This window comes from Allobosea sp. 05T439, assembly GCF_056396005.1.
The window spans coordinates 21,530-47,024 of record NZ_JBFTKP010000005.1 but is presented as its reverse complement, the minus strand read 5'-3'; the positions used below and the strand labels follow the sequence as shown (position 1 = coordinate 47,024).

Below are 25,495 nucleotides of genomic sequence, written 5' to 3'. Positions count from 1 at the left end.
CAACTCCCTGGCCGTGAGGTCCTGGAAGAGACCGGGTCGAGACCAGTGCTCTTGTTCGCGGCTCATAGGGCCGAGCTGTTACGATTCCGTGTGGAAGGCATAATGACTTGCGAACTTCCCTAGCGTCGGATCGTCACGCCGCCGCGACTACAGGCCCTTGCCGGAAAGTTTGAGCAGTCGGGCCACCTGGGCATCCAAGAAACCGCTGCTGCGCGCATCGGTGAGGTTGCCATCGGCATCAAACATCTTGTCGGCGAAACTGACGGCGACCATCTCGGGCACCATCAGCGCGCCGAAGCCGAGTTCGAGTGAGGTTCGCAACTGGGTCAGCCCGCGATAGGCGCCGAGCGAGCCGGTGGAAGCTCCGCCGAGCGCCACGACCTTGCCTGCAAGGCCGCTGGCGGGGGCGCCAGGCTTGGCTGTCGATGCCCAGTCGAGCGCGTTCTTCAAGGCCGGGGCGTAGCCGGCATTGTATTCGGGGCTCGCGATGTAGAGGCCGTCATGCGCGTCGATCAGCGCGCGCAGCTCATGGGCTGCCTGCGGCGCGTTGCCGAAGCCGGTGGCATCGACCAGGGGAAGCGGATAGTCGCCGAGCGAGATCTGCTTCACCTCTGCGTCGGCGGCACGCAGCCTCCTTGCCGCCAGCGTCGCGAGCTTGGTGTTGAGGGAGCCCTCGCGCCAGGAACCGGCGAAAACGAGAATTCTAGGTTCTGGCATGTGACGACCCCATGACCTGGCCGGAAAGCTCCGGCCTGTCCGCGATCAGGAAAGCTTGCACTCTTGCTGGCGGCCTGGAAACCCGGGCTGCGGTATCGACACCATGCGCGGGAGGGCGGGTGGGACCATCGCCCGGGAGCCGTCGCAGTCCTATGCCGCGCGACGATAGACCCAGACGCGGGCCGGCGGGATATTCCGCAAGACCCAGTCGGACACCATGGCCTTGAGGCCCGAACCCTTCCGCGGCACCGGCGAGATCACGGAGTAAGTGAACTGGATAAAGGGCGCATCCTGGATGAGCAGCGTGAAAGCGTCCTTGACGAGGGCCGTGCGCGTGGCCGGCGGGCGCGTGAATAGCGGCAGGCTGGAGACGACCGCTACGGCCTTCTCGCTCAGATGCCCGGCAAGCGTCGTCGATAGCGCATAGGCGTCGCCTTCCACCACGGTGGCGCGCGGAAAACGTTCGCGCAGCAGCTTGCAGAATTCGGGGCTGTACTCGACCAGGATCAGCCTGGACTCGTCGATGCCGCGTTCGATCAGCGCCTCTGTCACAGGGCCAGTTCCGGGGCCGATCTCGATCACCGGACCAGGTACGCTCGGATCGACGAAGGAGGCCATGCGGCGCGCCAGGAACGGGCTTGACGGGGTCACCGAACCCGTGCGCAGCGGGTCGTCGATCCAGGATTTCAGGAAGCGGGCATCGTCGCCGAACTTCGCCTTGGCCTCATTGACCCGGGTCTTCAGCTTCCCGGCCGTGTTGCGGACCTCGCCCTCGACCTTGTAACGCACGGCTGCGACCTTGAGCCTGGCCTCCGCCACGCTATCGGCCAACTCTGCGGCCGTGACGCGCATTTCACCCTCGATGCGAGCGGCAACGCTCGATTTGCCGAGCCGGCCGGCAAGCGCGCCGCGAGAATCCCGGGTGGTGGAAGGACGCGTCATGAAACCTCAGGCCTCGCCCCGTTAGCCGAAGCATCAGAACGAACAGATGCCGCTAGCGAGCAGAATTGACGTTAACCGTCAAGAAGTTCGGGTCAAGAGTGCGGCGTAGCGGTTGAGCTGTTTCAGATCAACGGTCTCGGATGGCGTTCGCGTTCGAAAAGCAGGGCCATGCGCGCGGTCAGCCGCGGGTTGAGCAAGGTGAGCCGTCCCCCGGCAAGCGAGAAGAGGCCGGCACGGCGCAGGCGCGACCAGGTTTTGCTGGTGTGGACAAGTGACAGGCCAAGCGCGTCTGCGAGGTGCTGTTGCGACAAGGGGAACTGGAAATTGTTGTCGCTGACGAGATCGAGCGCCTCGGCCCGGCGATAGAGCGAGATCATCAGTGCAGCAATGCGCTCGCCCGCATTGCGCTGGCCGACCGAGGTCAGATTCTCGTCGATTAGGCTCTCCTCGCGGGAGCCGAGCCACGCGATCTCGTATGACAGCGACGGCATGTGCACGAAGAGATCCCAGATCCGCTTGCGCGAAAAGGTGCAGAGCTCGACATCGGTCAGCGCTTCGATGCCATGTTGGGCCGCGCTCAGGAGTGACGCCTGCAGCCCGACCAGATCGCCCGGCAGCAGGAAGTTCAGAATCTGACGCCGGCCGTCGGGGAGCGATTTGTAGCGAAAGGCCCAGCCGGAGAATAACGTGAAGAGCTCGGCATCTTCCTGGCCGGGATGAATGACCTCCGATCCGGCCGGAACGGAACGATGATCGATCTTCATCCCCTGGATGAAGCGGACTTCCTCATCGCTCTTGTCCTTGAATGCCGCCTTCAGCCGCAAAGGGCAGGCCAGGCAAGGCACTCCGAGCCGGGCTATGCTGGCATGGTCGGGCATGGTCTTCATGACGCCATTATGCGCGGAGGAGCCGGCATAGCTCAATGGCGAATCGCATGCTGCGTGCGGTGCAACATATCCTTTGCAATTGGCGGAACTGGCAGAAGCGTTGCGGCGTTCTAGCGCCGTGGAGCGTGCCGATCTCCAGCCTCCGGTTTATGATTGCGACACCTCGCGATGATGCTCCGGTCAATGACATCTCGGGCGGGAGTTGCAAGGCCATGGCTGAGACACCGCAACCATCCAGGCGGTCGCGCATGCGGCAGTTTTTCCGCATCGCGCTGCGGTTCTGGAGCGGTGAGACCCGGTTGCGCGCCTGGGTTCTGACGATAGCGGTGCTGGTTTTCGTCGCTGCGCAGACGGCGAGCGCCGTCGGCATCAATAGCTGGAACCGGTACTTCTTCGATGCGCTTGAAAAGCGCGATACCGGCGCTGTCTGGTCGGTGATCGCCTGGCTGCCGGCGCTGGTCATCGCATTCAGCCTGTCGCTGTCTGCCCTCGTGATCAGCCGCATGCTGCTCCAGGCGCGATGGCGGGAGGACCTGACCAGGCGTCTCGCCGGCTGGTGGATCGCTGATCAGCGCTATTATCGGCTCGGCTTCCTCACCAAGAGGCAGACGGCTCCCGAATACCGGATCGCAGATGACGTCCGGCTCGCGATCGAGCCGCTCGCCGAATTCGCGATCGGGTTGATCAGCGCGGCGGTGACGGCCGCGACCTTCGCCGCCATCCTCTGGCAGGTCGCAGGCTCAGCTCACTTCACGCTCGGTGGCGTGGCGGTCGTGATCCCGAGCTACATGGCGCTGGCCGCGATCGTCTATGCGGCGGTCGCGTCGCTCGCGGCCTATCTCACCGGACGACCGCTGGTCGCTCGCATTGCGGCCAAGAACGAGGCCGAGGCCCAGTTCCGGGCAGAAATGACGCGATTGCGCGAGAATGCCGAGAGCATTGCCCTGATCAAGGGCGATGCCGACGAGCGAGCATCGGTTGGCGAGAACTATGGCCGCGTCCTGGCCGCCTGGCTCCGCGTCATTCGCCAACAAGGCGTGATCGCATTGGTGCTCAACACCAATGGTGCCTTGTTTCCGATCGTGCCGCTGCTGCTGATCGCGCCAAAATATCTCTCGGGCGAGGTTACGCTCGGGGCCGTGATGCAGGTCGTCGCGGCGTTCAGCGCCGTTCAGGCCGCGCTGATCTGGTTCGTCGACAACTTCGTCAGGCTGGCCGAGTGGTTTGCCTCCGTCATTCGGGTCGACGAGCTTGTCGAAGAGCTGGAGGCGCTCGATGTCGGCACGATCATGGTCGGCGAGACCCAGATCTCGCTCGGCGAGAGTGATGACGGCGCGATTCATATCAAGGAGCTCTCGCTGGCGCACAGCAATGGGCGCATCGTCATCGCAGACGCGACGGTTATCATCGAACTCGGCGAGAAAGTTCTGATCGTTGGCGAGAGCGGCTCCGGCAAGAGCACGCTGATCCGGTCGCTGGCCGGCCTCTGGCCCTGGGGTTCAGGCTCGATCCAGGTGCCTCGCGGCAAGAGCATCGCCTTCGTGCCGCAGAAGCCCTACTTGCCCCTCGGCAATTTCAGGACAGTCCTGCTCTATCCCGATTCCGACATCCCCGTCAGCGACGAGACCATCATTGCCGCCCTTCGGCGCTGCGGCCTGGCCTACATGGCCAAGCGCCTGAACGAGGAGGATAATTGGGATCGCGTCCTGTCCGGCGGCGAGCGTCAGCGCGTCGCCTTCGTGCGCTTGCTGATCCAGAAGCCCGATATCATCATCATGGACGAGGCGACTTCGGCCCTCGATGAGGACAGCCAGAATTCGCTCCTTGGACTGTTCGAAGGCGAGCTCGCACACGCGACAGTCATCAGTGTCGGTCACCGCCCCGGCCTCGAGGATTTCCATGACCGCAAGATCACCCTGGAGAAGCGTCTCGCCGGCGCGCATTTGAGCTCGCGCCGGATCGGGAAGTCGCTCTGGCGGCTGTTTCGCAGCCGTCAGCCCGCCAACGAGGACGAGGAGGCCTGAACCGCCGCTCCCGGTTTCGTGATCGCTGCCACCCGCACAACGGGAACCGAACGGGCGGCGTCGCGTTCTCTTCGACGTAAACCGGTCAATGGTGACCGGTCGTGGCGTAGGGAGAGACAGATGTTGAATGACAGCCTTGCCCCCATCAAACGCGCCTTCGCCTTCTTTGGAATCATGGGCGCGGTGGTGGCCACGCTGACCTTCGGCTCGGCTCTCCAGAGCGCGACCGATCAAAGTTCGACCTCCGTCGCGGAGGCCAAGATTCGAAACAACGTCCCGACGGATAGCCAGCTGGCATCGGTGGATCCCGCCCAGAGGGTCGCCGATCGGACCAAGCGCGCCATCGCGAGCTCCCAGGAGGCTCGCGTGGCCGGGCCGATCGCCAGCGTTATTCGCTGAGCCGGAACCTACTGCGGGATAGCGCAATCAGGGGCGCTCGGTCGCGGTGCGACGGGAGCCCCGCGCGCTTGTCACGCGTGAAGCCGCCTTCGGGCGGCTTGTTTTGTCCGTGGCCGCGCTGACTGCCATGAGGCGCATCGCTTGGCCGGGAGGGTTCTGTGCAGCTGCGTATCCGTCACGCGACGACCTATCGCTACGCCCAGCCGGTCGGGTTCGGACCGCATCGCCTGATGCTGAGGCCGCGGGACAGTTTCGACCTGCGCGTCGTGGAAACCGCGCTCAGCATCACTCCGGCGGCGCAGTTGCGCTGGATGCATGATGCCTATGGCAATTCGGTTGCCATCGCGAGCTTCGAGGGGCAGGCCGACAGCCTCGACATCGTCAGCGAACTGGTGGTCGAGCGCTTCGGACCGGCCCTTCCGAGCCCGGTGCTCGCGTCGGACGCGGCCATGACGGGGGTTGTCTACACCCCCTCCGAACGCGCGGCGCTACAGCCCTATCTGGCTCTGGCGAGCGCCGATCCGGATGGCGCCCTCGACCAATGGCTTCTCGCCTTTCGCGCGCGGAGCGGCACCGGCACCGGGCACCTGTTGCGGGATCTCGCTCATGCCATCAATGACGCATTGAGCTACGCCATTCGCTATGACGAGGGCACACAACACCCGCTCGACACACTACAGCTGGGGAGCGGCTCCTGCCGTGACTATGCGTGGCTGTTTATCGAGCTGGCGCGCCGCCTGGGCTTCGCTGCCCGGTTCGTGACCGGTTATATTCACGAGCGTACCCTGGAAGGCGGCGGCCTCGTCTCACCGGCCGGCCTGACGCATGCTTGGGCCGACGTCTTCATCCCCTTCGACGGCTGGGTCGAGTTCGATCCGACCAATGATCTGGTGGCGGACCGCCAATTGCTGCGCATCGCCGTCGCCCGCGTTCCTGAGGACGCATCGCCGGTCTCCGGCAGCTATACCGGGCTCGCCGGAGCCTTCCTTGGCTTGAACGTTGGGGTCAGCATCGAGCCGGTCGAGACGGACGCCTGCTGAGCAGGCTCAGTCCCGATGCACGATGCGCCAGGAGCCCAGTGAGCGCCCGCCCGGCGCGGAGACCTCGGTCGCCGCGATCTGTGTCAGGAGACCGGCGAAGAGCTTGGGGGGCTCGGCATGGTCGATCTCGCGATCCGCCTTGATGCTGATCTCGATGGTCTCCTCATCGATATCGGTAGCGGTGACCGTCACGGTGAGGCCCGGTCCGTGCCGCAAGGCGCGCCCCACCACGTCGACGATCAGGAAGCCGAGCGGAATGATCCGGTCGACAGAAAGGGACGACATGGTCTCGATCTGGCTGATCAGGCCCTGGTCGCGGCGGCGGATGAGGTTCGAGATCATCGTCATGACGTCGTCGAGGAACAGGTCGACGCGGACAGGCTGCATTTCTCCATCGGCGAGCGTGAAGCGATAGGCTGCCGAGAGGACGTGGACGCGGCATTCGGCGTCGGCGAGCGCTAGCCTGGCTTCGCCGCGGGAATCGCGCTTGGTCAGCCCGATATAACTCTGGACGACCTGCAGGCTGTTCTTCACCCGGTGATGCAGCTCGCGCACCAGGAAGCGATTGTCGTCGAGGGCGTTCGAGAGCTTGCGCTGCCGCACCTCCTCCTCCTCGACCATCGCATTGAAGGCCTCCGCCACGCTCCGCATGTCGCTCGGCATATCCGCCGCAATCGGGGCCCGGGCACTCGAGAGTTTCGCACGTGTCCTGGCCGCCGTTTCGATGCCGCGCAGCCAGCGCACGCAATGCCGGTCGATTGCGCGCAGGTAGACGAAGCAGAGCAAGGCGAGGGTGAGGAGCGGGGTCAGCAGCAAAATGAGGAACTGCGTCTGGGCCGCACGTTCGGCTGCGTTGTCGAAACTCGCGATCACATAGAGGTCAGGCTCGGCAACCATGCGGGCGGCATAGGCGCGGTTGGGTCCGGCCCTGCTTGCCGCCTCCCAGCGGGCCTTGACCTCGGGCACCACTTCCTGCGCCGGCAGCCAGGACTCGTCGCCTTCATCGGCTCCCCGGCTGGTGACGATTCCGCTGCCCCGATGGATCAGCGCGACCGCAAGGCTTTCATCGCTCTCGCCGAGGTCGAAGACCTTGTTGAGCAGGTCGGAGTCGGCGAGCAGCAGAGCTTCCTGCGCAGGCTGTTCGGGATCGTTACTATGAGCATAGACTGCGAGATAGCGCTGCCGATCGAGGATGAGATCGTCATAACGCACGGTCGCCAGTTCCGTGCCTGCCCAGATGCGGACCGGTGGTTTGGCGCTCAGTCGCTCTGCGGTCGCGGCAAGCTTGGCAGACGTGACATGCGGATCGAGCGAGACCGAGCAGATCTCGCCGTTGCGCATCTTGAGGTGAAGGGCGCTGTAGCCGGTTACCCGCTTCAGAATCTCTTGGGCGGCCGCATCGCAATCCCCGCTGCTCGACGTGCCGACGGCCGCGGCCGCCGTCAGCAACGAGCGCAAGGCGCCGCGATACCAGACGCGAGCGCGCACGGCATAGTCGTCCGCCGTGCGGATCTGGAAAGTCTGAATTGAGGCGATGACCGTTCGATAGGTCGTGATCGCCGCGATCGCCGACAGGCAGGCGATCGGCAACGCGATTGCGACCAGCAGGGCGAGAAGCCTGCCGCGGACGGTCTTGAACCGCGCCAGTCGCATTAGGGTCGGATGGGTTCGGAGCTGGTCCTGTGAACCGCCGCCGCGCTCTGACGATCGGGCCCGAGATCATCGAGACCTTTGATCGACAGCAGCTCCGCAAGCTTGGTGCGCGCCCTGTTGACGCGGCTCTTGATGGTGCCGATCGCGACGCCGCAGATTTCAGCAGCCTCCTCATAGGAAAGGCCCGTTGCGCCGACCATGATCAGCACTTCCCGCTGCTCCTCCGGAAGCTTGGCCAGAGCCTTGCGGAAATCTGCAAGATCGAGATGGCTCTCCTGGTTGCCGTGCACCGCCATGCGCTCGGCATAGGTGCCTTCACTGTCCTGCACCTCGCGGCCGCGCTTGCGGTAAAGCGAGTAGTAGGTGTTGCGCAGGATGGTAAAGAGCCAGGCGCGCAGGCTGGTGCCCGGTTCGAACTTGTCCGAATTGCCCCAGGCCTTGAGCAGGGTGTCCTGCACCAGATCGTCCGCGAGCTGCATCGAACCCGAAAGCGACGCCGCAAAGGCACGCAGGTTCGGGATTTCCTTGATCAGGCCGTCCTTGAATTCAGGGGCGCTCATCACTTGCTTCCTCAGCGGATGAACGGCTTTCCTTGGCTTCCAGCTGCGCCAGCAGAACCAGGAATTTGTCGGGGATGGGTGCGTTGATCAGATCGTCGTAATGCGCCTTCAGCGACCGGCCGATCGACTCCTGAACCCTGGGGTCCAGAATGGCTTCGAAATCCGTCTCTTCGCCCCCGTTCGGCTCTGGCATCTCGATCTTCATACCACTCATCATACCCTCGCGCCGACACCGCTCCGCTCTTGCTGCAGGGGCGGCCGGATTGCCCTGTTCAACCGTCATCAACATCCCGGCCGATCATGATCCGCCGGGAGCATCATTGACACGTATGCTGCCAGATAACGGTCTAGTTTCAGAAAAGTTCCGGGCAAATCGTAAAATAAATTGCTTGTCAGAAACACGTTGCGGGTGCTCACTTTCGGCAGGTTGAAGAAGGACCAATCAATGTCGATTGCGAAGGAAATTGCCCCGCATCTGCCCTATCTGCGCCGCTTCGCGCGAGCTCTGAACGGCACGCAGGCGAGTGGCGATGCCTATGTCGTTGAAATGCTCGAAGCGCTCGTCGTCGATCCAAATTCCTTTCCGCGGGACGTCGATGCCCGCACCGGACTGTACAGGACTTTCCTGAAGCTCTGGTCGTCGGTCGGCATCAACAACCAGTCTTCGGGCGGTGTGGAGCGCTCGTCGGCCGAGCGCAATCTCAGTGCGCTGACGCCGCGTCCACGGCAGGCCTTCCTGCTGCGCACCGTTGAGGGCTTTTCGCTCGATGAGGTCGCTGCGATCATGGAGGTCTCCGCGGCGGAAGTGGCAAATCTCGTCCAGGTCGCGGGACAGGAAATCGCCGATCAGGTCGCCACCGACGTGCTGATCATCGAAGACGAGCCCATCATCGCGCTCGATATCGAAACGATGGTCGAAGAGCTCGGACATACGGTGACCGGTGTCGCCCGGACCCATCGCGAGGCGATCGCATCTGTCGCGAAGAAGCGGCCGGGCCTGGTGCTGGCCGACATCCAGCTTGCTGACGGCAGTTCCGGCCTCGAAGCCGTCAATGAGATCCTGAGCGCAATCGACGTCCCGGTGATCTTCATCACGGCCTATCCGGAACGCCTGCTGACCGGAGACCGGCCCGAGCCTGCCTTCCTGATCACCAAGCCATTCCAGCCGGAAGCGGTGAAGGCGGCGATCAGTCAGGCGCTGTTCTTTGACCGGCGCGCCGGTCGCAAGGCCGCCTGATACAGCTCAGTATGACAGCGGGTCCGTGGCGTCATGGCGCAACGGACCCTTTTTCGTGCGTCTTACCAGCCCAGAAAATAGACGATCAGAAGTGCCGGAAACGGCAAGGCGACGATCATCGGCGCAATCCATTTCATGACATCTCTCGTGGCGCGTGGCCGCCTCACGACCGCCGCCCCTTGGTTATTGCAATCAGGCCGGTGATGGCCGCTCCGGCGAGCGCAGCGAAGAAAACGATCCTTGCGGCCATTGTCGCCAGCCCCGGCACACCGCCAAAAGCCAGCATCGCCGCAACAAGCGCTGCGATCAGGAATGTCACGGCCCACCCGGACATCGAGAAACCTCAGAATTCAACATGCATCGTTGAAGCAACGGTTCTGCCGCCGCAAAAGTTCCGCCTTGGTGGCCCGGGGCGGACGAGTGGTGAAGGGAACAAGTTTTACACACCCCGCGTTGCCTCAGGTGCGTTCCGAAATTTGAAGGACGCCGAGAACGACAAGGATGATTCTGCTCGATATCTTTCCGCTTACGACGGACGCATCCATTTTATTTGGCAGTTACGTGGGAACCAGCGCGCTGATCACTCTGGCTGTCCTTCTCGTCGTTGCACCGCTTGCGCCTCTCCCTGCTGAAATCGTGACGGGGCCTGATTGAAGGAGGGAATGCTGCGATGACGTCCAGGGGCATGGGGCTGGTAGTGCGGGTGTGCTGCATTGGCGCGGTGGCCGCCATGTTGCCCCTTGGCACGCCTTCCAAGGCCGAGCCGGCCCCACGAACTCAGACGGAGCGCTCTGCGCCCATTGGCGTGCCGCCACCGCGCCCTCGGGATTTGGCTATACCTTCGCCTGCGCTGCCCTCCGTGTCGGCTCCCGCGGAACAGTCGCCTGCGAAGCCGGTCGAACCGCAGTCACCCGTCACCTCTACTCCTACTCCGCCCGGAGACGGCGCCTGCATGCGGGCATTGGCAGCCATCGCGGGCAATCGCATTCGTCAACCCGATGCGAAGCAGTACCGGGCAACGGACCCGGCCTGCCGGGTGCAGGAGCCGGTCGTCGTGGAGGCGCTTGCCTACCGTGCGAGCGACGGGCCGGGGAAGGTTGTCTTCGCGCCGCCGGTCACGATCAGCTGTGCCATGGCGACGACGGTTTCGCAGTGGCTTGACGATACCGTCCAGCCCCTCGCCCGAGGGCATTTTGGGCGGGATCTCTCGCGTCTTCAGGTTGGAGGTGGCTATGAGTGCCGTCGGCGCAACCGCTCGACGGCCGGCCCGGTCAGTGAGCATGCGACGGGTCAGGCGCTCGATATCTTCGCTTTTGTCATGGGCGAGGAACGGTCGGGCAGTGTTCGTGTCATGGTCGAGAAGCCGGCAGGATTGGCTCAGGACCGTTTTTTGAAGTCGGTGAGGCAATCGGCGTGCGGGGCTTTCGCGACCAGCCTAGGCCCGGGCTCGGACGCCGCCCATGCCAATCATCTGCATGTCGATATTCAGCCGCGCCGCTCAGCCGCGGCGCGCTTCTGCCAATGACGGTGTGCCGTCGCTCAAGCGACGTTGTCGGAGATTTCGTCGAGTTCGACGCGGGTGAGCCGCCAGGGATCGCTTGGGCGAAACAGGGCCACAGGAACCCGGCCGGTCTCGGCCTGCGCGCGGCGGATCGCGAGAATATCGAGCGCCGTGGTTTGGTCGAATCCCGACGCAATCAAATCCTCAAGTTCCCAAAAGGGAGGGAGCCGATCCGGCTCGCTGCCTGTCGGGATCAGCGTCGCTTGCAGAGGAGGGCTAATACGAGTGAACATCTCACGTTTCCGTCCAGGGGCGGAATTGGAACGCAACGCTCCTGCCTAGGTTCCAGACTGATTGGGAACTGTGGAGCTATTGCGGCATTTTTTGGTAACCATGTTGTCAGGAGATTCGTCATGATCCATCGGCCTGCCAAAATTGTCGCCGCAACCGCGTTCTGCGTTGCCGCTTTGAGCGCTCTTACAACCACGGCTGCGAACGCGCAGAGCGGGGCCCCGGCAGGTCGGCTGAGTTGCCATGTCGGCGGCGCACTCAACCTTATCGTGACATCGCAGAAGCCCATGGAGTGCCGCTTTACGCCGCGCCGCGGGCCCGTGCAGCGCTATACCGGCGTTGTGCGCGGTTTCGGGCTCGATGTCGGCTCGTTCAAGCGCAGCAGCATGGGCTGGCGTGTCTTTGGTCCCTATGCGCGAGCCCCTCTGGGGGCGTTGGCGGGCACTTATGTTGGCGCAAGCGCCGGCGCTTCGGCGGGGACGGGAGGATCGGTGAACATGCTCATCGGCGGCGTCGAGAAGGATGTCACGCTGCAGCCTCTCTCACTGCAGACCCTGCGCGGCTTCAATGTCGCCGTCGGCGTTACCGGTCTCGAGCTTACGCTCGCGCCGTCGTCTTCTCCGTCGCGTGGGCGCCGCTGATGTCTCGCAACTTGCTCAAGACGGAGAGGCTTCTGCAAAGGGTTACGCTTCGATAACCTTCTTGCCGCATGTTTAGCTCAATTTGGAGCTTTCCGTCGCGGTGCGTCCCGCGTGCCGGAACAACGCCATGCTTCGCCGCGTTCTTCACCCAGAGGCGAAAGTTCCATGGCAGGTCGAGAAAGGACGCGGGATTGATGAGCCAGATCCGCATCCTGATCGTCGAGGACGACCCGTTCATCGCGATGGATATCGAGTATGCCGTGATGGACAAGCTCGGCGAGGATGCCGAGCTCATCATTGTCGGTTCCGTCGAGGAGGCTCGGCGCGCCATCGGCTCGCCGGTTTCCTGCGCATTGCTGGACATCGACGTTGTCGGCGGCAAGACGTTCGACGTTGCCAAGAGCCTGCTCAGCAAGGGGACGCCGATCGCGTTCGTGTCCGGTGCGACACCGGGCGATGTGCCGGACGCGTTGCGCCAGGTGCGTTTTCTGCGCAAGCCATTCTCGACGCGCGAGATTGCAAGCTTCGTATCTCGGGCGTTGAAGGCGAACTGACGGCACCCGGCGGCTCCGTTCCGGGCAGCTCCCGCGGTCGGTTCAGCTCACGTTGCGCTCAGTCTCTCTTAGGGAATATCAACGTGACCCGGGTTCCAGGGCGCTCTGTGCCCGGGGTGCGGGCGGCGACATCCATGGTTGCCCGCATGCTGCGCAACAGGCTCGCAATGACCGTCTGACCCAGCCCCTTGGCCTCGGCCTGGGGCGGCATTCCAACGCCGTCATCTTCGATCGTCAGGACGAGTGTCGGGGCTTCGGTGCCGTCACCTCTGCCGAAGCGAATGACGACCCGCCCGGTCATGTTCCCGGGAAAGGCATGTTTGATCGCGTTGGTGACGAGCTCGTTGACGATCACCACGAAGGAGACCGCGTCGCGCCCGGGCAGCCGGATCGAATCCATATCGAGATCTATCGAGATGGGGCGGCCCTCCGCCGCCTTGCCGATCTCGTCCAGCAGGTCCTCCATATAGGGCCGGGCGTCGATCTCGTCGGTCTCGATGTCGAGACGCAGCCGGCRCTGTCCGGCGGCGATCGCCTGGATGCGCGATTGCGCCTGGGCGAGGGCCGCCTTCACCGCTGGCTCGCGCGTCTGCCGGCTCTGAACATTGAGCAGCGCGGAAACCATGGCGAGGTTGTTGCCAACGCGGTGGTTGACGTCACGCAGAAGCGCCTCGATGCGCAATCGCTCCGCTTCGAGCTGCTGCGTGCGCTCACTGACGATCTGTTCGAGTTCCGTATTGGTCATCGCGAGCGCTGCAGAGCGGCGCTGGCGCGTACGGACCTGCAGCCATGCCGCGAATGCGAGCCCTGCCAGCGCCACCACGATTCCGATGCTTGCCCAGAGCCGGCGGCGCTCCTCACGGCTGCTTAAGGCGACCAGCTTGATATTCTCGGCGAGCTGGATCTGCTGGATTGTCCCGCGGAGTTCGTCCATCGCCGCAATGCCGTGCCCGTCGCGGATTTGCGCCAGCGCCTCAGCCTGCCGGCCTTCGCGAGCAAGCGCTATCGCTGCCTCGAGTTCCTCGAATTTGCGGGCCATCTGGGCGCGCACCAAGGCCACCCGCTCGCTCTGCTGCTTGTCGTCGGAGACGAGGCGCTCAAGCGCTTCGAGGTCGGACGGAGCGGCCGCGCGGCCAGAGGTATAGGGGGCAAGGTAAGGTGTCGTACCAGTCAGCATATAGCCGCGCTGCCCGGTTTCAGCATCCCGCATGTGCCCGAGCAGGCGTTCGGCCTGTTCGCGAATCTCGACCGAATGAGCCACCTCGCGCGATGTTTCGATCGCTTGCGAATTGATCCAGGCCGCCAGGATGATCGCAACCCCGACGACGGTGATAGCAGCAATGGTCGTGGTCGCGGAGCGCAGCCGCCGGGCCAGCGTCGGCAATGGCGATAGAAAGATCGGGCCTTGCGGCCTTGCTTGGGCGGACATGGGCACCGTGATAGCCGACCGAAGTCACAATCCCTATGTAAAAAGACAGGATCGTCCATCCTCAGGGCCGCGCTACGCCTATGAGGACGCCGCGACGGGGCTCCGAAGCGAGGTTCTCAGCTCTCTCCCTCGGCGCCATCGTCCCCCTTGAAAAGCTGACGTCCGAGGATCGCGCCCAGGATCACCACGCCGCCGACGAGAACGGTGCTCCACTTCTTGCGGGAGCTCAGCAGCGAGGCCGCGACCGGAGCGGCGGCCAGGGCGGTTGCAGCGAAGGGCGGGGGCGGCCGGCGACGGCTGTTGATGAAAGCCGCGATCGCGAAGACCAGCAGACCGGCAATAACCAGCCCGCCGGCGATGATCAGGCTCGCCTGGACCTTGCCATAATGCAGCTCCAGCACCGCATGCAGGGCGCCGAGCGCGAAGCCGACGGCGCAGATCATCAGCAGGACCGCCAACCCGTACAGGCCGTAGACGACGATATTGCGCTTCACCCTGCCGCGGATTTCCGACGCCAGCAGTGCTCCCAGCCCCCCGATCATGATCTCAGCGTGCCGAAAGGAAGCCGACGAACAGACCGACCGCTGCGGCCAAGCCAAGCGCGCGCAACGGGCGTTCCTGAATTTCCGCGACGATCAGGCGCTGCAATTCGGTCGCCTGCTCCTTGGCGACGTCGACCATCTTGTCGGTATCGACCCCGACGGCCCTGAGCTTTTCGCTCACCGTCGCCGCGAGGTCTTCGGCGCTGCGAGACAGGCTCTCCTCGACATTCTCGGCTTCGCCGCGAACGCGGCGCCCGGCTGTAGTCGCGCGCTTGGCGATGTCGTCGGCGCCGGCTGCGATCTCATCCCCGGCGCTCTTGACGGAGGTCTCCGCCTGACGCTTCGCGGAAGTGGCGGTCTTGGCCATGTCTGTCGTTCCCTATGTCTGGAAAACCGGTTCCGTCGAGAAATCGACGCGTCATGGTGGCAACGCGCCATCCTCGCTCCGGTTCCGCGAACTGCTCGGTGATCAGCCCGGCCGTTAAGCCGGTTTGGTCTCCTCGCCAGCGTCGTCAAGCTGCGTCTTGCGATACCGCGCGAACTCCTCTTGCGCCACCATGGCAACGAGGAGGATCGGAGTCGAGAGCACTGCGCCTGCCGGCCCCCAGAGCCAGAGCCAGAAGATGAAGCCGATGAAGACCAGGAAGGGCGACACCGTCAGCGTACGGCCAACGAAGACGGGGGTGATCGCGTTCCCCTCGAGAAGGTGGAGCACGAAATAGGTGGCTGCCGGCCAGGCCGCGCTGAGGAGCGAAGGCGCATCGAGCAGGGCGCCGGCAAACAGCATCACTGTGACGATGATCGGGCCAATGAAGGCGAGATAGTTGAGGAGGAAGGCGAGCGCACCCCAGAACACCGGAAAGGGGAGTCCAGCGAGCCAGGCGATCGCCATCGAGGCCAGGCCCATGCCGAGATTGATCAGAGTGACGAGGCCGAAATAGCGGGCGACCCGCACTTCGATCTCCTCGAAGAAGGATCCGGCGGACCGGCGTGCGCCATGGCCGAGGCAGAGCCTGAGGACGCGCGCCTTGAAAATCCGGCGGGTCGCCAGCCAGAAATACACTGTCGCCACGAAGATCAGCAGCCCGCCGGCGGCAGTGGAGGAGCCGAGCGCGATATCGAAGAGCGGATTGCCTTGTGAGACGTTCAGTTCCACGCCGCTCTTGCCGGAGAGGCTGGCCGCCATCTTCTTGAATTCGTCCATGAAGACAAGGACGCCGGCCAGTTTCGAGCGCAGCGCGGCCAGCATGGCCGGGAACTGATCGCTCCAGCTTGCGATCGGCACTGCCAGCACCGTCAGGGAACCGATCAGGAGCAACACGCCGACAAGGACCACGATAAAGGCAGCCAGGAGCTGCGGCACGCCATGGCGCACCAGCCAGTCGACGACCGGGCCGAGCACGAGGCCGAAGATCACCCCCGCGGTGACAGGCAGGGCAATAACCTTGGTGATGGAGAGTGCCGCAGTGGCTAGGATCACGAAAATGCCGACGATGGCATAACGCAGGATCAGGTCATGCTCGTAAGGCGTGACGGTGCGGCCGCTCTCCTCCTCAACGACCTCAGGCTCCACCATATAGCGCGGAAAAGGCCTCCAGGCCGACGTGTTGAGCATGATGCGTTACCCCCGCGCGCGCCGAGGCACGACGGAACGATAACGTCAGTGCGGCCGCTCTGGTTCCCGCCCGGTCTGGCTCTCGGTCAGTGCGCCTCGTCCCAATTGCCGGCCGCGCGCGCATCGACCTGGAGCGGCACTCGCAGCTGTACCGCCGGGTGCGGCGCCTCAACCATCACCTTGGTGATCACCGGCAAGGTTGCCTCGACCTGCGCGTCTGGCACTTCGAAAACGAGCTCGTCATGCACCTGCAGCAGCATGCGGGCATCGAGCCTGGCCTCAGTCAGGGCTCCTTCCATCCGGATCATGGCACGGCGGATGATGTCGGCCGCCGAGCCCTGGATCGGTGCGTTGATCGCCTGACGCTCGACAAAGGCGCGCTCGGACGGGTTCTTCGAGGCGACGGCCGGGAAATGGCAGACCCGGCCGAAAATCGTGGTGACATGACCGTTCGCTCTGACCGCCGTCTTGGTCTGATCCATATAGTCGCGGATGCCGGGGAAGCGCTCGAAATACTTGCGGATATAGGCGCCCGCTTCCTCGCGCCCGATGCCGAGCTGATTGGCGAGGCCGAAGGCCGAGATGCCGTAGATGATGCCGAAATTGATCGCCTTGGCCCGCCTGCGCACCTCGCTCGGCATGCCCGCGACCGGCACGCCAAACATTTCCGACGCGGTCATGGCGTGGATGTCGATGCCGTCGGCAAAGGCCTGCCGGAGCTGCGGTATGTCCGCGATATGGGCGAGAAGGCGCAACTCGATCTGGCTGTAGTCGGCCGAGATCAGTTTGTGACCCTTCTCCGGAATGAAGGCCGTGCGGATCTTGCGACCCGCTTCGGTGCGGATCGGGATGTTCTGGAGATTGGGCTCAGAGGAGGAGAGCCGCCCCGTCGTCGTCGCAGCCAGGGCATAGGACGTGTGCACCCGGTTGGTCGCCGGGTTCACGTAGGCCGGCAGTGAATCGGTATAGGTCGACTTCAGCTTGGCGAGCTGGCGCCATTCCAGGATCTTCGACGGCAGCGGGTGGCCCTGCTCTGCGAGATCTTCGAGTACGCCGGCGCCGGTCGCCCATTGTCCGGTCGCGGTCTTCTTGGCGCCAGCGAGTCCCATCTTGCCGAACAGGATGTCACCGAGCTGCTTGGGACTGCCGATCGTGAACTTCTCGCCGGCGATCTCGTAGATCTCATCCTCGAGCCGCGCGAGCCCCTGCGCGAAGTCGCCCGAGAGCCGCGACAGGATCTGCCGGTCGATGGCGATGCCGCGGCCTTCCATGCGCGCGAGAACGGCGACCAGGGGCCGTTCGAGCGTCTCATAGACGGTGGTCTTGCTTTCGGCTGTCAGGCGGGGCCGGAGCGCGCGCCAGAGCCGCAAGGTGACGTCGGCATCCTCCGCCGCATAGGCGGTCGCCTTTTCCAGATCGATCTTGTCGAAGGTCACCTGTGCCTTGCCGGTGCCCGCGACCTGCGAATAGGGGATGGTCTCGTGGCCAAGATGCAGCTCCGAGAGCTTGTCCATGCCGTGGCTGTTATTGCCGGCATCGAGCGCATAGGAGATCAGCATCGTGTCCTCGATCGGGGACACGGCGAGCCCGTGACGCTGCAGGACGAGCAGGTCGTATTTCAGGTTCTGGCCGATCTTCAGCACGCCGCTATCGGCAAGCAGCGGTTTCAGCGCCGCGACTGCGTCGGCGACGGGAATCTGGCCCTCCAGCATACCACCGCCGAACAGGTCGGTGCCGCCGCGATGCTGCAACGGGATATAGCAGGCGCGGCCTGGCGCGACGGCGAGCGAGATGCCGATGAGATCGGCCTGCATCGCATCAAGCGAGTTCGTCTCGGTGTCGAGCGCGACCTGGCCGGCCTCATAGGACCACGCGATCCAGCGCTGGAGATCGGCGAGCGTGCGCACGCATTCATAGGTCGAGCGGTCGATCGGCAGCTTCGCGACCTCGTCGCGCCGCTGTGCCACGAGATCGGTCGGCTTCATCCAGCCATCTGTCGCGGAGGCTGCCGCGATGGGCGCTTGCGCCGAGCCTGGAGCCGCGACCGTTCCGTTGGTCGTGGCGGCGATCGCGTCACCGGCCGGTCCGTCCGTGCCGGCATAGAGCGCCTTGAGCTCGGCTGCACGCGATCCGCCGGGTGCGAGCGCCGGGTCGGGGTCGACTGCCGCGACATCGACCTCGTAGGCCTCGGCAACGCGCTTGGTGATGGTGGTGAACTCCATCGCCTTGAGAAAGGCGACCAGCCTGGCCGGATCGGGCTGGTTCAGTGTCAGGTCGGCAAGCGGTGTCTCGACCGCGACATCGTCGACCAGGGTGACGAGCTTGTGCGAGATCCGGACCTTCTCGACCACCTCGGGATTGGTCAGCGTCTCCCGGCGCTTCGGCTGCTTGATCTCGCCGGCGCGCGCCAGCAACGTCTCCAGATCGCCGAACTCGCCGATGAGCTGGGCAGCGGTCTTGATGCCGATCCCGGGTGCGCCCGGCACATTGTCGGTGGCATCGCCGGCAAGCGCCTGCACGTCGAGGACCTTGTCGGGCGTCACGCCGAAATACTCGACCACCTCGGGCTCGCCGATCTTGCGCTCGGCACGAAAGCCCTTGCCCTTCGATGCGTCGCCGGAGGCAGGGTCGTACATGGCGACGCCCGGCCGCACGAGTTGCATCAGGTCCTTGTCGGCCGAGACGATCAGCACGTCGGCCCCAGCCTCGCGCGCCTGCCTGGCATAGGTCGCGATCAGGTCGTCGGCCTCGTAGACATCCTGCTCGACCGGGATCAGGCCGAAGGCACGGACCGCCTCTCGCATCAGCGGGAACTGCGGAATCAGGTCGGCCGGGGGCTCGGAGCGATTGCCCTTATAGGCCGGGTAGAGAGCCTTGCGGAACGAGTTCTCCGTCTTGTCGAAGACGATGGCGAGGTGGGTCGGCTTCACGCCGAGCACGCCCTCGCGCACGAACTGGAAGAGCTTGGTCGCAAACAGCCTCACTGCGCCGGAGGGCAGTCCATCCGAGCGCGAAAGATACTTCCGGTCCTGATTGATCGACTGGAAATAGGCGCGGAAGATGAAGTTCGAGCCGTCGACGAGAAAGAGATGGTCGCCGGGCTTGAGGTCTGGTGCGGTCGTGCTCATGGCGCGGACCTTATGCGGGCGGCGCGGCCGGGTCCATTGCATCCGGGGCGCGATTCGCAGCAAGCTGCGCCAAAACACGTCAGGAGCGAAACGTCATGAGTCCCTACGTCACCATGCCTCTGGTTTTCGAGGGGGTTCCCGAGGATCAGATGCAGGGGCGCGCCGAGGCCTTCCTTGCCCGCATGCGCAAGCGCCGCACGGTGCGCGACTATTCGCAGCGGCCGGTTGCGCGCGAACTGATCGAGACGGCGGTTCGGGCCGCCGGAACCGCTCCGTCCGGTGCGAACCAGCAGCCCTGGACCTTCGTCTGCATCTCCGATCCGGAGCGCAAGAAGCTGATCCGAGAGGGGGCGGAAGAGGAGGAGCGTGCCTTCTATGCCGGTCGGGCCGGCGAGGAATGGCTCGGTGCGCTTGCCCATCTCGGCACCGACGACAGCAAGCCCTTCCTCGAAGAGGCACCCTGGCTGATCGCAATCTTTGCGCAACGCTGGGGTTATGATGCGCAGGGCCGCAAGGTGAAGCACTATTACGTACCGGAATCGGTCGGCATCGCGACCGGCTTCCTGATTGCGGCGCTGCACGATGCCGGGCTCGCGACCCTGACCCATACGCCGGCGCCGATGAATTTCCTKAACGAGATCTGCGGGCGGCCGGACAATGAGAAGGCGTTGATCCTGCTCGTCGTCGGCTATCCCGCCGATGACTGCCTCGTTCCGGCGATCGGCAAGAAGCCGCTGGAGGAGATCGCGAGTTTCCTTTGACTGGGTCGGAGCCTCGATTGGCGAGGGGCGCGCATGGTCGGAGCGGACTTGGCCATGACGGACCCTATCTGGGCTCAGGGGCCCCGCCGGCTTACGCGGTGATCGCGTCGATCTCAGCCAGTTCATCGGCATTGAGCGTCCAGCTCGCGGCCTCCACATTGGCTTCGATCTGCTCCGGCCTGGTGGCGCCCGCGATGACGCTGGAAACGACGGGCTGAGCCGCCAGCCAGGAGAAGGCCAGCTCGACCATCGTCTTGCCGTGCTTCTCGCAGAAGGCGGAGAGCTTCTCGGTCTTCTGCCAGTTCGTCTCGGTCAGGACCTCGTTGGCGCGCTGGGCCTCACGCGTCATGCGCGCGCCGTCCGGCATCGGCTGATTGCGCTTGTATTTGCCGGTGAGCATGCCGTTCGCGAGCGGGAAATACGGCAGGAGCCCCATGCCAAAATGGCGGGCAGCCGGAATCAGCTCCTTTTCCGCGCCGCGCACCAACAGGCTGTACTCGTCCTGGCAGGAGGCAAAGCCCTCGATGCCATGGTTGCGCGCCGTCCAGTAGGCATCGGCGACCTGCCAGCTCGGCAGGTTCGAGCAGCCGATATAGCGCACCTTGCCTTGGCGGATCAGGTCCTCGAGCGTGCGCAGCGTTTCCTCGATGGGGGTCAGCGGGTCCGGCCGGTGGATCTGGTAGAGGTCGATCCAGTCCGTCTTCAGCCGCTTCAGCGAAGCCTCTACGGCCTCCACGATATAGCGCCGCGAGCCGCCCTTCTTGATGCCCTCGGCATCCATGTCCATGCCGAACTTGGTCGCCAGCACGATGTCCTTGCGGCGTGCGCCCAGGAGTTCGCCGAGAGCCGTCTCCGAGCCGCCGCGCGCGCCATAGATGTCGGCAGTGTCGAACAGGGTGATGCCGCACTCGATCGCCTTGTCGACGACCTTGCGGGCCGCCTCGAGATCGATCCGGCCGCCGAAATTGTTGCAGCCGAGGCCGACGAGCGAAACGCGCAGGCCGGTACGGCCGAGATTGCGGGTAAGCATGATGTGATCCTCCCAGAGAGTGCGGCAGAGGATCAGAGCCAAGGCGACGTGGCAATCGCCGCTATCGTCATTCGCGGGCTGCGCGAGGCGCAGGTTCGCAGAAGCCCGCAGATGCCAGGTCGTTCACAACGAAAAATGGCCGGGCGAGGGGCCCGGCCATTCTGCAGTAGCCGTTACGCCACCGCTTCCTTCTGCTTCTGCGAGCGCTTGCGCTCGTTGGGGTCGAGCACGCCCTTGCGCAGGCGGATCGACTTCGGCGTCACTTCGACCAGCTCGTCGTCGTCGATCCAGGCGAGCGAACGCTCCAGCGTCATCCGGATCGGCGGTGTCAGGCGCACGGCCTCGTCCTTCGAGGTGGTGCGGATGTTGGTGAGCTTCTTGCCCTTGAGCACGTTCACCTCGAGATCGTTCTCGCGGGTGTGCTCGCCGACGATCATGCCCTGATAGACCTTCCAGCCGGGCTCGATCATCATCGGGCCGCGATCCTCGAGGTTCCACAGTGCATAGGCCACGGCCTCGCCGGTTTCCATCGCGATCAGCACGCCGTTGCGGCGCCCGCCGATCTCGCCCTTGTAGGGCAGGTAGGCATGAAACAACCGGTTCATGATGGCGGTGCCGCGCGTGTCGGTGAGCAGCTCGCCCTGGTAGCCGATCAGGCCGCGGGTCGGAGCGTGGAAGACCAGACGCAGGCGATTGCCGCCCGAAGGCCGCATCTCAAGCATATCGGCCTTGCGCTCCGACATCTTCTGCACGACGACGCCGGAATGCTCCTCGTCGACGTCGATCACGACCTCTTCGATCGGCTCGAGCAGCTGGCCGTCCTCGCCGCGCTTCAGCACGACGCGGGGGCGCGAGACGCCGAGCTCGAAGCCCTCGCGCCGCATCTGCTCGATCAGGATGGCAAGCTGCAATTCGCCGCGGCCGGAGACGATGTAGCTGTCCTTGTCGGCGGCTTCCTCGACCTTGAGCGCGACATTGCCCTCGGCCTCCTTCAGGAGCCGGTCGCGGATGACGCGGGTGGTGACCTTGTCGCCCTCGGTGCCGGCCAGCGGGGAATCGTTGACCATGAAGGTCATCGACACGGTCGGCGGATCGATCGGCTGCGCCTTGATCGCGGTCTCGACCGACGGGTCGCAGAAGGTGTCGGCGACCGAACCCTTCACCAGGCCGGCGATCGAGACGATGTCGCCGGGAATGGCTTCTTCGATCGGCGTGCGCTCGAGCCCGCGGAAGGCCAGGATCTTGCTGATACGGCCGGTCTCGACGACGGTACCGTCGCCCGACAGCACCTTGATGGTCTGGTTCGGCTTGGCCGTGCCGGAGACGACGCGGCCGGTGATGATGCGGCCGAGATAGGGGTTGGCCTCGAGCAGCGTGCCGAGCATCCGGAACGGGCCTTCCTCGATGCGGGGCTCGGGCACATGGCTGAGGATCAGGTCGTACATCGGGGCAAGGCCCTGGTCCTGCGGACCGGCCGGATCATGCGCCATCCAGCCCTGCTTGCCCGAACCGTAGAGGATCGGGAAATCGAGCTGCTCGTCATTGGCGTCGAGCGCGGCGAAGAGATCGAAGACCTCGTTGATGACTTCCTGGACGCGAGCGTCGGGCTTGTCGACCTTGTTGATCGCCACGATCGGGCGCAGGCCAAGCTTCAGTGCCTTGGAGACGACGAACTTGGTCTGGGGCATCGGGCCTTCGGCCGCGTCGACCAGCACGATGGCGGAGTCGACCATGTTCAGGATGCGCTCGACCTCGCCGCCGAAATCGGCGTGGCCCGGAGTGTCGACGATGTTGATGCGCGTATCCTTCCAGACCACGGAAGTGGCCTTGGCCAGGATGGTGATGCCGCGCTCTTTCTCGAGCTCGTTGGAATCCATCACGCGCTCGATCACGCGCTGGTTTTCGCGATAGGTACCCGACTGCTGGAGCAGCTTGTCGACCAGAGTCGTCTTGCCATGATCGACGTGGGCGATGATGGCGATATTTCGCATGGACATGCGTGGGGTACCTTTTCAGGACCGCGAGCCGGCGCGGAAAGCCCGGCCGGCGCAGTTCACTTTCGTATGGGATTCTGGAATTCGTTGCGCTGCACATAAACGCTAGAGGGCGTTTGGGCAACCTTGATCGACAGCTGCCCGGCAACAGGGGCAGCGCTGGCGCATGAAACTCAGCGGGCGGTGGTCTGCAATTGCCGCCAGACCCAATAGGAATAGCTGAAGGTTGCGGCCATCAGGGCGGCCAGCCCGAGCAGCGTGGCCGTGGCCAGGACGAGGGGTGCCGCGGCGCCCAGCGCGAGGCCGAAGAGGGCAAGGCCGAGGCAGACGGAGCCCCAGCCATAGAGCCTGTGGGTCCTCTGCCAGACCCGCTCGTCCGAAAGCGTCCATGGCGTCCTGACGCCAAATAGCTGCATCGAGCGCGTCTTGGCTGCGACATTGCCGGTGACGACCAGGAAGAGGCCGAGCATCGCGGTCACCAGGCGTGGAACATCGGCCGCATACCCAAGTGCGTGCGCAATCAGAAGCGCGTGGCACGCCGCGATCATGAGCATAACGGCGCTCCATGTTGCGGTGTAGGCCTTGCCGGAGCGGGCAAGATTGTCGGCGCGGAGCTCCATGCGCGGCAGCAGCGCGAACAGTGCCGTGACGAACCCCGCGATGACGGGCAGGCTGAGGAACGCCACCCAGGGCCCGGCGAAGCCGTCTGGCTGGCCGTCGATCCCGAAATGAATGGCGATCCGGGCATCGGGCGACACATGCATCAACGCATAGGTCGAAGCGACGAGCATGCTGCCGAGGACGGCAAGGCTCAGGGTCATGGTGGAGCGGATCATGATTGAGCGTCCTTTGGTTTGGCCGCGCGAGGCCTCGGTTCGAGAGCGAGCCCGAAATGGTCGAGGAACAGACACATTGCCTCTTCGAGCACGGACAGGTTCAGGCGGTAGGTGATGGTGGTGCCGAGCTTGTCGCTCTGGATCAGGTCCGCCTCGCGCAAGACGGCGAAATGGCCGGACAAGGTGGGTTTGGCGAGGTTGAAACGGGCCGCGATMTCTCCGGCCGTCATGTCCCGTTCGCGCAGCAGCCGCAGGATTTCACGGCGTGTCGGGTCGGAGAGCGCTTTGAAGACCATGTTCATCTTCGTTATTTAGGAAATTACCGAAATAAAAGCAAACTGCCATGCTCATGCATGCCCCAAGTGGCGGGGCTGGAAGCTGCCGGATCACGCGGCCGGCGTGCCCTCGGCGTCGAGAAGGGTCTGCCTGCGCTCGGCTACGGCGCGCCCGACCTGATCCATGGCGAGCCGGTATGCGGCGAGGCCGCTGGCGTCGACATCGCCGCTCGAAAAATTCGAGAGCACCTCGGCCAGGATCGCATCGGCCGTGCGTTCGAAATTCTGGAGGGCGGTCTCGTCCTGTTCGGAGCGGATGGCGGAGAGCATCGCGACAAGCCGGTCTAGCCCCGCCATGGCTTTGCGTCGGCGGAGCGTGCTGTCATGGCTGAGCAGGCCGGCGAAACCGGTGCCTAGCAGCGAAAGCGCCATCACGCCCAGATAGAACCAGTCGCCATAGCGCTCGAAGAAGGTTTCCTGCTCGCCGTCGATGAAGGCTGCCGCGCCGGGATGAACCGGCAGCGGTGTGTCCTTGTCGGTCGAGGGTGTCTCCAGTCCCTGGATCGACGGGAGCTCGGCCGCCAGCGTCAGCCTGAGGGCCAGCAGGTCCTTGACGAGATCCCCGACGACGGCGTCGTCGAGGCTTTGGGCCGCAACCAGCCGTGAGGTCACGGAGATCGTCGTCAGGCTCTCGGAGGGGCGCGGCGGGTCTCCGCCGAGCGCGCCGCGCACGATCTCTCCGGTTTCGATCGATCTGTGCCGCGCGGTGATCGCATCCGCCGCGCTGATCGGAATGAGGACCGGGTCGTCGCCCCAGGCCAATTTGAGCTTGCTCAGGCCGTCATTGTTAATGCGCGAACCGACGGCGTTGATAGAAAAGAACGCATCGATCCTGCGTTCGCGCGCGGCGGGTACGATCTCTTCGGAGTTCAGCCCGACGATCTCGACCTCCTCCGGCTTGACCTCGTATTGCGCCAGCACGCGCTTGAGCAGCGCGATATTGCCTGCCGGATTACGCACCACGCCGATCCTGCGCCCGCGCAGATCGGCGATACGCCCGATTGCGGTTTCCTTGTTGGTGATCAGGAAGGGGAAGGTGCGTCGTGTGATCAGCGCGGTGTCGGCATTCTCCGGCAGCGCGATATCGGGACGGATGATGGCGAGCTCGGCCTGGCCGCTGTCGACGCGCTTGGCGCTCTCTTCGGAGCCCTCCGTCAGGATCAGGCGAAGCCGGATCGAGGATTTTTCGCGGCTGAGCCCCTGTACGAAGCCTGCGGCCATGCGCGCATCCTCCGATCCGAGCGGGCCGACGGCGAGTCTGAGTGTCCGGGGTTGGTTCAGGACGTAGAAGGCCGAAGCGGCGATACCGAAGATCGCCAGCAGGCCCGCCAGAGCCATGAAACCGCGCCGCCCCATGCCGGACCAATCCTGACCGCTTT

27 protein-coding genes are annotated in these 25,495 nt (G+C 64.4%); 9 read left to right on the top strand and 18 right to left on the bottom strand.

Annotation, left to right across the window (positions count from 1 at the left end):
* Positions 1-147 precede the first annotated feature (147 nt).
* The 3 genes from AC1DIO_RS07280 to AC1DIO_RS07270 form a co-directional block, all read right to left on the bottom strand.
* The gene (locus tag AC1DIO_RS07280; RefSeq protein ID WP_441504962.1) at positions 148-717 is read right to left on the bottom strand and encodes an NADPH-dependent FMN reductase; all 570 of its coding nucleotides are present in this window, start codon (positions 715-717) and stop codon (positions 148-150) included.
* Between the two features lie 150 nt (positions 718-867).
* Complete coding sequence (locus tag AC1DIO_RS07275) at positions 868-1,659, bottom strand: class I SAM-dependent methyltransferase (RefSeq protein WP_441504961.1); 792 nt, start codon at positions 1,657-1,659, stop codon at positions 868-870.
* A 122-nt stretch (positions 1,660-1,781) separates the two neighbouring features.
* Positions 1,782-2,582: a Crp/Fnr family transcriptional regulator gene (locus AC1DIO_RS07270; protein ID WP_476831900.1), complete on the bottom strand. Its 801-nt coding sequence runs from the start codon at positions 2,580-2,582 to the stop codon at positions 1,782-1,784.
* A gap of 212 nt (positions 2,583-2,794) precedes the next feature.
* On the opposite strand from AC1DIO_RS07270, the gene AC1DIO_RS07265 reads away from it, so the two are divergent.
* The 3 genes from AC1DIO_RS07265 to AC1DIO_RS07255 all read left to right on the top strand — a co-directional run bounded on the left by AC1DIO_RS07265 (position 2,795) and on the right by AC1DIO_RS07255 (position 6,009).
* Positions 2,795-4,570 (top strand): ABC transporter ATP-binding protein/permease, encoded by a 1,776-nt coding sequence (locus AC1DIO_RS07265; RefSeq protein ID WP_441504959.1) that lies wholly within the window; start codon positions 2,795-2,797, stop codon positions 4,568-4,570.
* Between the two features lie 120 nt (positions 4,571-4,690).
* On the top strand, positions 4,691-4,969 hold the full coding sequence (locus AC1DIO_RS07260; protein ID WP_441504958.1) for a hypothetical protein: 279 nt from the start codon (positions 4,691-4,693) through the stop codon (positions 4,967-4,969).
* 158 nt (positions 4,970-5,127) lie between these two features.
* Entirely contained in the window at positions 5,128-6,009 is an 882-nt protein-coding gene (locus AC1DIO_RS07255) for a transglutaminase family protein (protein ID WP_441504957.1), read from the top strand.
* 6 nt (positions 6,010-6,015) lie between these two features.
* On the opposite strand, the gene AC1DIO_RS07250 is transcribed toward AC1DIO_RS07255, so the two are convergent.
* The 3 genes from AC1DIO_RS07250 to AC1DIO_RS07240 are packed head-to-tail and all read right to left on the bottom strand — an operon-like array spanning position 6,016 to position 8,427.
* Positions 6,016-7,662, bottom strand: coding sequence for a sensor histidine kinase (locus tag AC1DIO_RS07250; protein ID WP_441504956.1), 1,647 nt, complete (start codon positions 7,660-7,662; stop codon positions 6,016-6,018).
* Positions 7,662-8,222, bottom strand: coding sequence for a sigma-70 family RNA polymerase sigma factor (locus AC1DIO_RS07245; protein ID WP_043234959.1), 561 nt, complete (start codon positions 8,220-8,222; stop codon positions 7,662-7,664). Before AC1DIO_RS07245 ends, AC1DIO_RS07250 begins: the two co-directional genes overlap by 1 nt.
* Positions 8,209-8,427: a NepR family anti-sigma factor gene (locus tag AC1DIO_RS07240; RefSeq protein WP_441504955.1), complete on the bottom strand. Its 219-nt coding sequence runs from the start codon at positions 8,425-8,427 to the stop codon at positions 8,209-8,211. The genes AC1DIO_RS07245 and AC1DIO_RS07240 overlap by 14 nt, the downstream gene beginning before the upstream one ends.
* 240 nt (positions 8,428-8,667) lie before the next feature.
* Here AC1DIO_RS07240 and AC1DIO_RS07235 point away from each other — a divergent pair, with 240 nt between their 5' ends.
* The gene (locus AC1DIO_RS07235) at positions 8,668-9,459 is read left to right on the top strand and encodes a response regulator (protein ID WP_113516876.1); all 792 of its coding nucleotides are present in this window, start codon (positions 8,668-8,670) and stop codon (positions 9,457-9,459) included.
* Positions 9,460-9,622: 163 nt separating this feature from the next.
* Here the strand turns inward: AC1DIO_RS07235 and AC1DIO_RS07230 are convergent, their stop codons facing one another.
* Positions 9,623-9,793: a DUF1328 domain-containing protein gene (locus tag AC1DIO_RS07230; protein ID WP_441504954.1), complete on the bottom strand. Its 171-nt coding sequence runs from the start codon at positions 9,791-9,793 to the stop codon at positions 9,623-9,625.
* A gap of 167 nt (positions 9,794-9,960) precedes the next feature.
* Here AC1DIO_RS07230 and AC1DIO_RS07225 point away from each other — a divergent pair, with 167 nt between their 5' ends.
* Complete coding sequence (locus AC1DIO_RS07225; RefSeq protein ID WP_441504953.1) at positions 9,961-10,113, top strand: hypothetical protein; 153 nt, start codon at positions 9,961-9,963, stop codon at positions 10,111-10,113.
* A gap of 307 nt (positions 10,114-10,420) precedes the next feature.
* Positions 10,421-10,984: an extensin-like domain-containing protein gene (locus tag AC1DIO_RS07220; RefSeq protein WP_441504952.1), complete on the top strand. Its 564-nt coding sequence runs from the start codon at positions 10,421-10,423 to the stop codon at positions 10,982-10,984.
* Between the two features lie 14 nt (positions 10,985-10,998).
* Here the strand turns inward: AC1DIO_RS07220 and AC1DIO_RS07215 are convergent, their stop codons facing one another.
* Positions 10,999-11,289, bottom strand: a complete 291-nt coding sequence (locus AC1DIO_RS07215; protein WP_441504951.1) for a hypothetical protein — start codon at positions 11,287-11,289, stop codon at positions 10,999-11,001.
* A gap of 84 nt (positions 11,290-11,373) precedes the next feature.
* On the opposite strand from AC1DIO_RS07215, the gene AC1DIO_RS07210 reads away from it, so the two are divergent.
* Both AC1DIO_RS07210 and AC1DIO_RS07205 read left to right on the top strand, forming a co-directional pair.
* Positions 11,374-11,892: a DUF992 domain-containing protein gene (locus tag AC1DIO_RS07210; RefSeq protein WP_441490585.1), complete on the top strand. Its 519-nt coding sequence runs from the start codon at positions 11,374-11,376 to the stop codon at positions 11,890-11,892.
* Between the two features lie 194 nt (positions 11,893-12,086).
* On the top strand, positions 12,087-12,446 hold the full coding sequence (locus AC1DIO_RS07205) for a response regulator (RefSeq protein ID WP_069878378.1): 360 nt from the start codon (positions 12,087-12,089) through the stop codon (positions 12,444-12,446).
* A 58-nt stretch (positions 12,447-12,504) separates the two neighbouring features.
* On the opposite strand, the gene AC1DIO_RS07200 is transcribed toward AC1DIO_RS07205, so the two are convergent.
* From AC1DIO_RS07200 to polA, 5 genes are all read right to left on the bottom strand, one after another.
* Positions 12,505-13,875 carry a sensor histidine kinase gene (locus tag AC1DIO_RS07200; RefSeq protein ID WP_476853284.1) on the bottom strand — a complete coding sequence of 457 codons (1,371 nt, stop codon included), beginning with the start codon at positions 13,873-13,875 and terminating at the stop codon, positions 12,505-12,507.
* 116 nt (positions 13,876-13,991) lie between these two features.
* On the bottom strand, positions 13,992-14,417 hold the full coding sequence (locus AC1DIO_RS07195) for a hypothetical protein (protein WP_441490588.1): 426 nt from the start codon (positions 14,415-14,417) through the stop codon (positions 13,992-13,994).
* 4 nt (positions 14,418-14,421) lie between these two features.
* On the bottom strand, positions 14,422-14,784 hold the full coding sequence (locus AC1DIO_RS07190) for a glycine zipper domain-containing protein (protein ID WP_441504949.1): 363 nt from the start codon (positions 14,782-14,784) through the stop codon (positions 14,422-14,424).
* A 114-nt stretch (positions 14,785-14,898) separates the two neighbouring features.
* Positions 14,899-16,032: an AI-2E family transporter gene (locus AC1DIO_RS07185; RefSeq protein ID WP_441504948.1), complete on the bottom strand. Its 1,134-nt coding sequence runs from the start codon at positions 16,030-16,032 to the stop codon at positions 14,899-14,901.
* An 86-nt stretch (positions 16,033-16,118) separates the two neighbouring features.
* Positions 16,119-19,160, bottom strand: a complete 3,042-nt coding sequence (gene polA, locus AC1DIO_RS07180; protein WP_476853283.1) for a DNA polymerase I — start codon at positions 19,158-19,160, stop codon at positions 16,119-16,121.
* A 95-nt stretch (positions 19,161-19,255) separates the two neighbouring features.
* Between polA and AC1DIO_RS07175 the strand changes: the two genes are divergently transcribed.
* Entirely contained in the window at positions 19,256-19,921 is a 666-nt protein-coding gene (locus AC1DIO_RS07175) for a nitroreductase family protein (protein ID WP_441504946.1), read from the top strand.
* Between the two features lie 91 nt (positions 19,922-20,012).
* On the opposite strand, the gene AC1DIO_RS07170 is transcribed toward AC1DIO_RS07175, so the two are convergent.
* The 5 genes from AC1DIO_RS07170 to AC1DIO_RS07150 form a co-directional block, all read right to left on the bottom strand.
* On the bottom strand, positions 20,013-20,951 hold the full coding sequence (locus AC1DIO_RS07170) for an aldo/keto reductase (protein WP_441504945.1): 939 nt from the start codon (positions 20,949-20,951) through the stop codon (positions 20,013-20,015).
* A 173-nt stretch (positions 20,952-21,124) separates the two neighbouring features.
* On the bottom strand, positions 21,125-22,948 hold the full coding sequence (gene typA, locus AC1DIO_RS07165; RefSeq protein WP_441490594.1) for a translational GTPase TypA: 1,824 nt from the start codon (positions 22,946-22,948) through the stop codon (positions 21,125-21,127).
* 170 nt (positions 22,949-23,118) lie between these two features.
* The gene (locus AC1DIO_RS07160) at positions 23,119-23,781 is read right to left on the bottom strand and encodes an SdpI family protein (protein ID WP_441504944.1); all 663 of its coding nucleotides are present in this window, start codon (positions 23,779-23,781) and stop codon (positions 23,119-23,121) included.
* On the bottom strand, positions 23,778-24,077 hold the full coding sequence (locus AC1DIO_RS07155) for an autorepressor SdpR family transcription factor (protein WP_476853282.1): 300 nt from the start codon (positions 24,075-24,077) through the stop codon (positions 23,778-23,780). The genes AC1DIO_RS07160 and AC1DIO_RS07155 overlap by 4 nt, the downstream gene beginning before the upstream one ends.
* Positions 24,078-24,167: 90 nt before the next feature.
* A complete protein-coding gene (locus tag AC1DIO_RS07150) occupies positions 24,168-25,472 on the bottom strand; it encodes a TAXI family TRAP transporter solute-binding subunit (RefSeq protein ID WP_441504943.1) in 1,305 nt (434 codons plus the stop codon).
* Between the last annotated feature and the right edge of the window lie 23 nt (positions 25,473-25,495).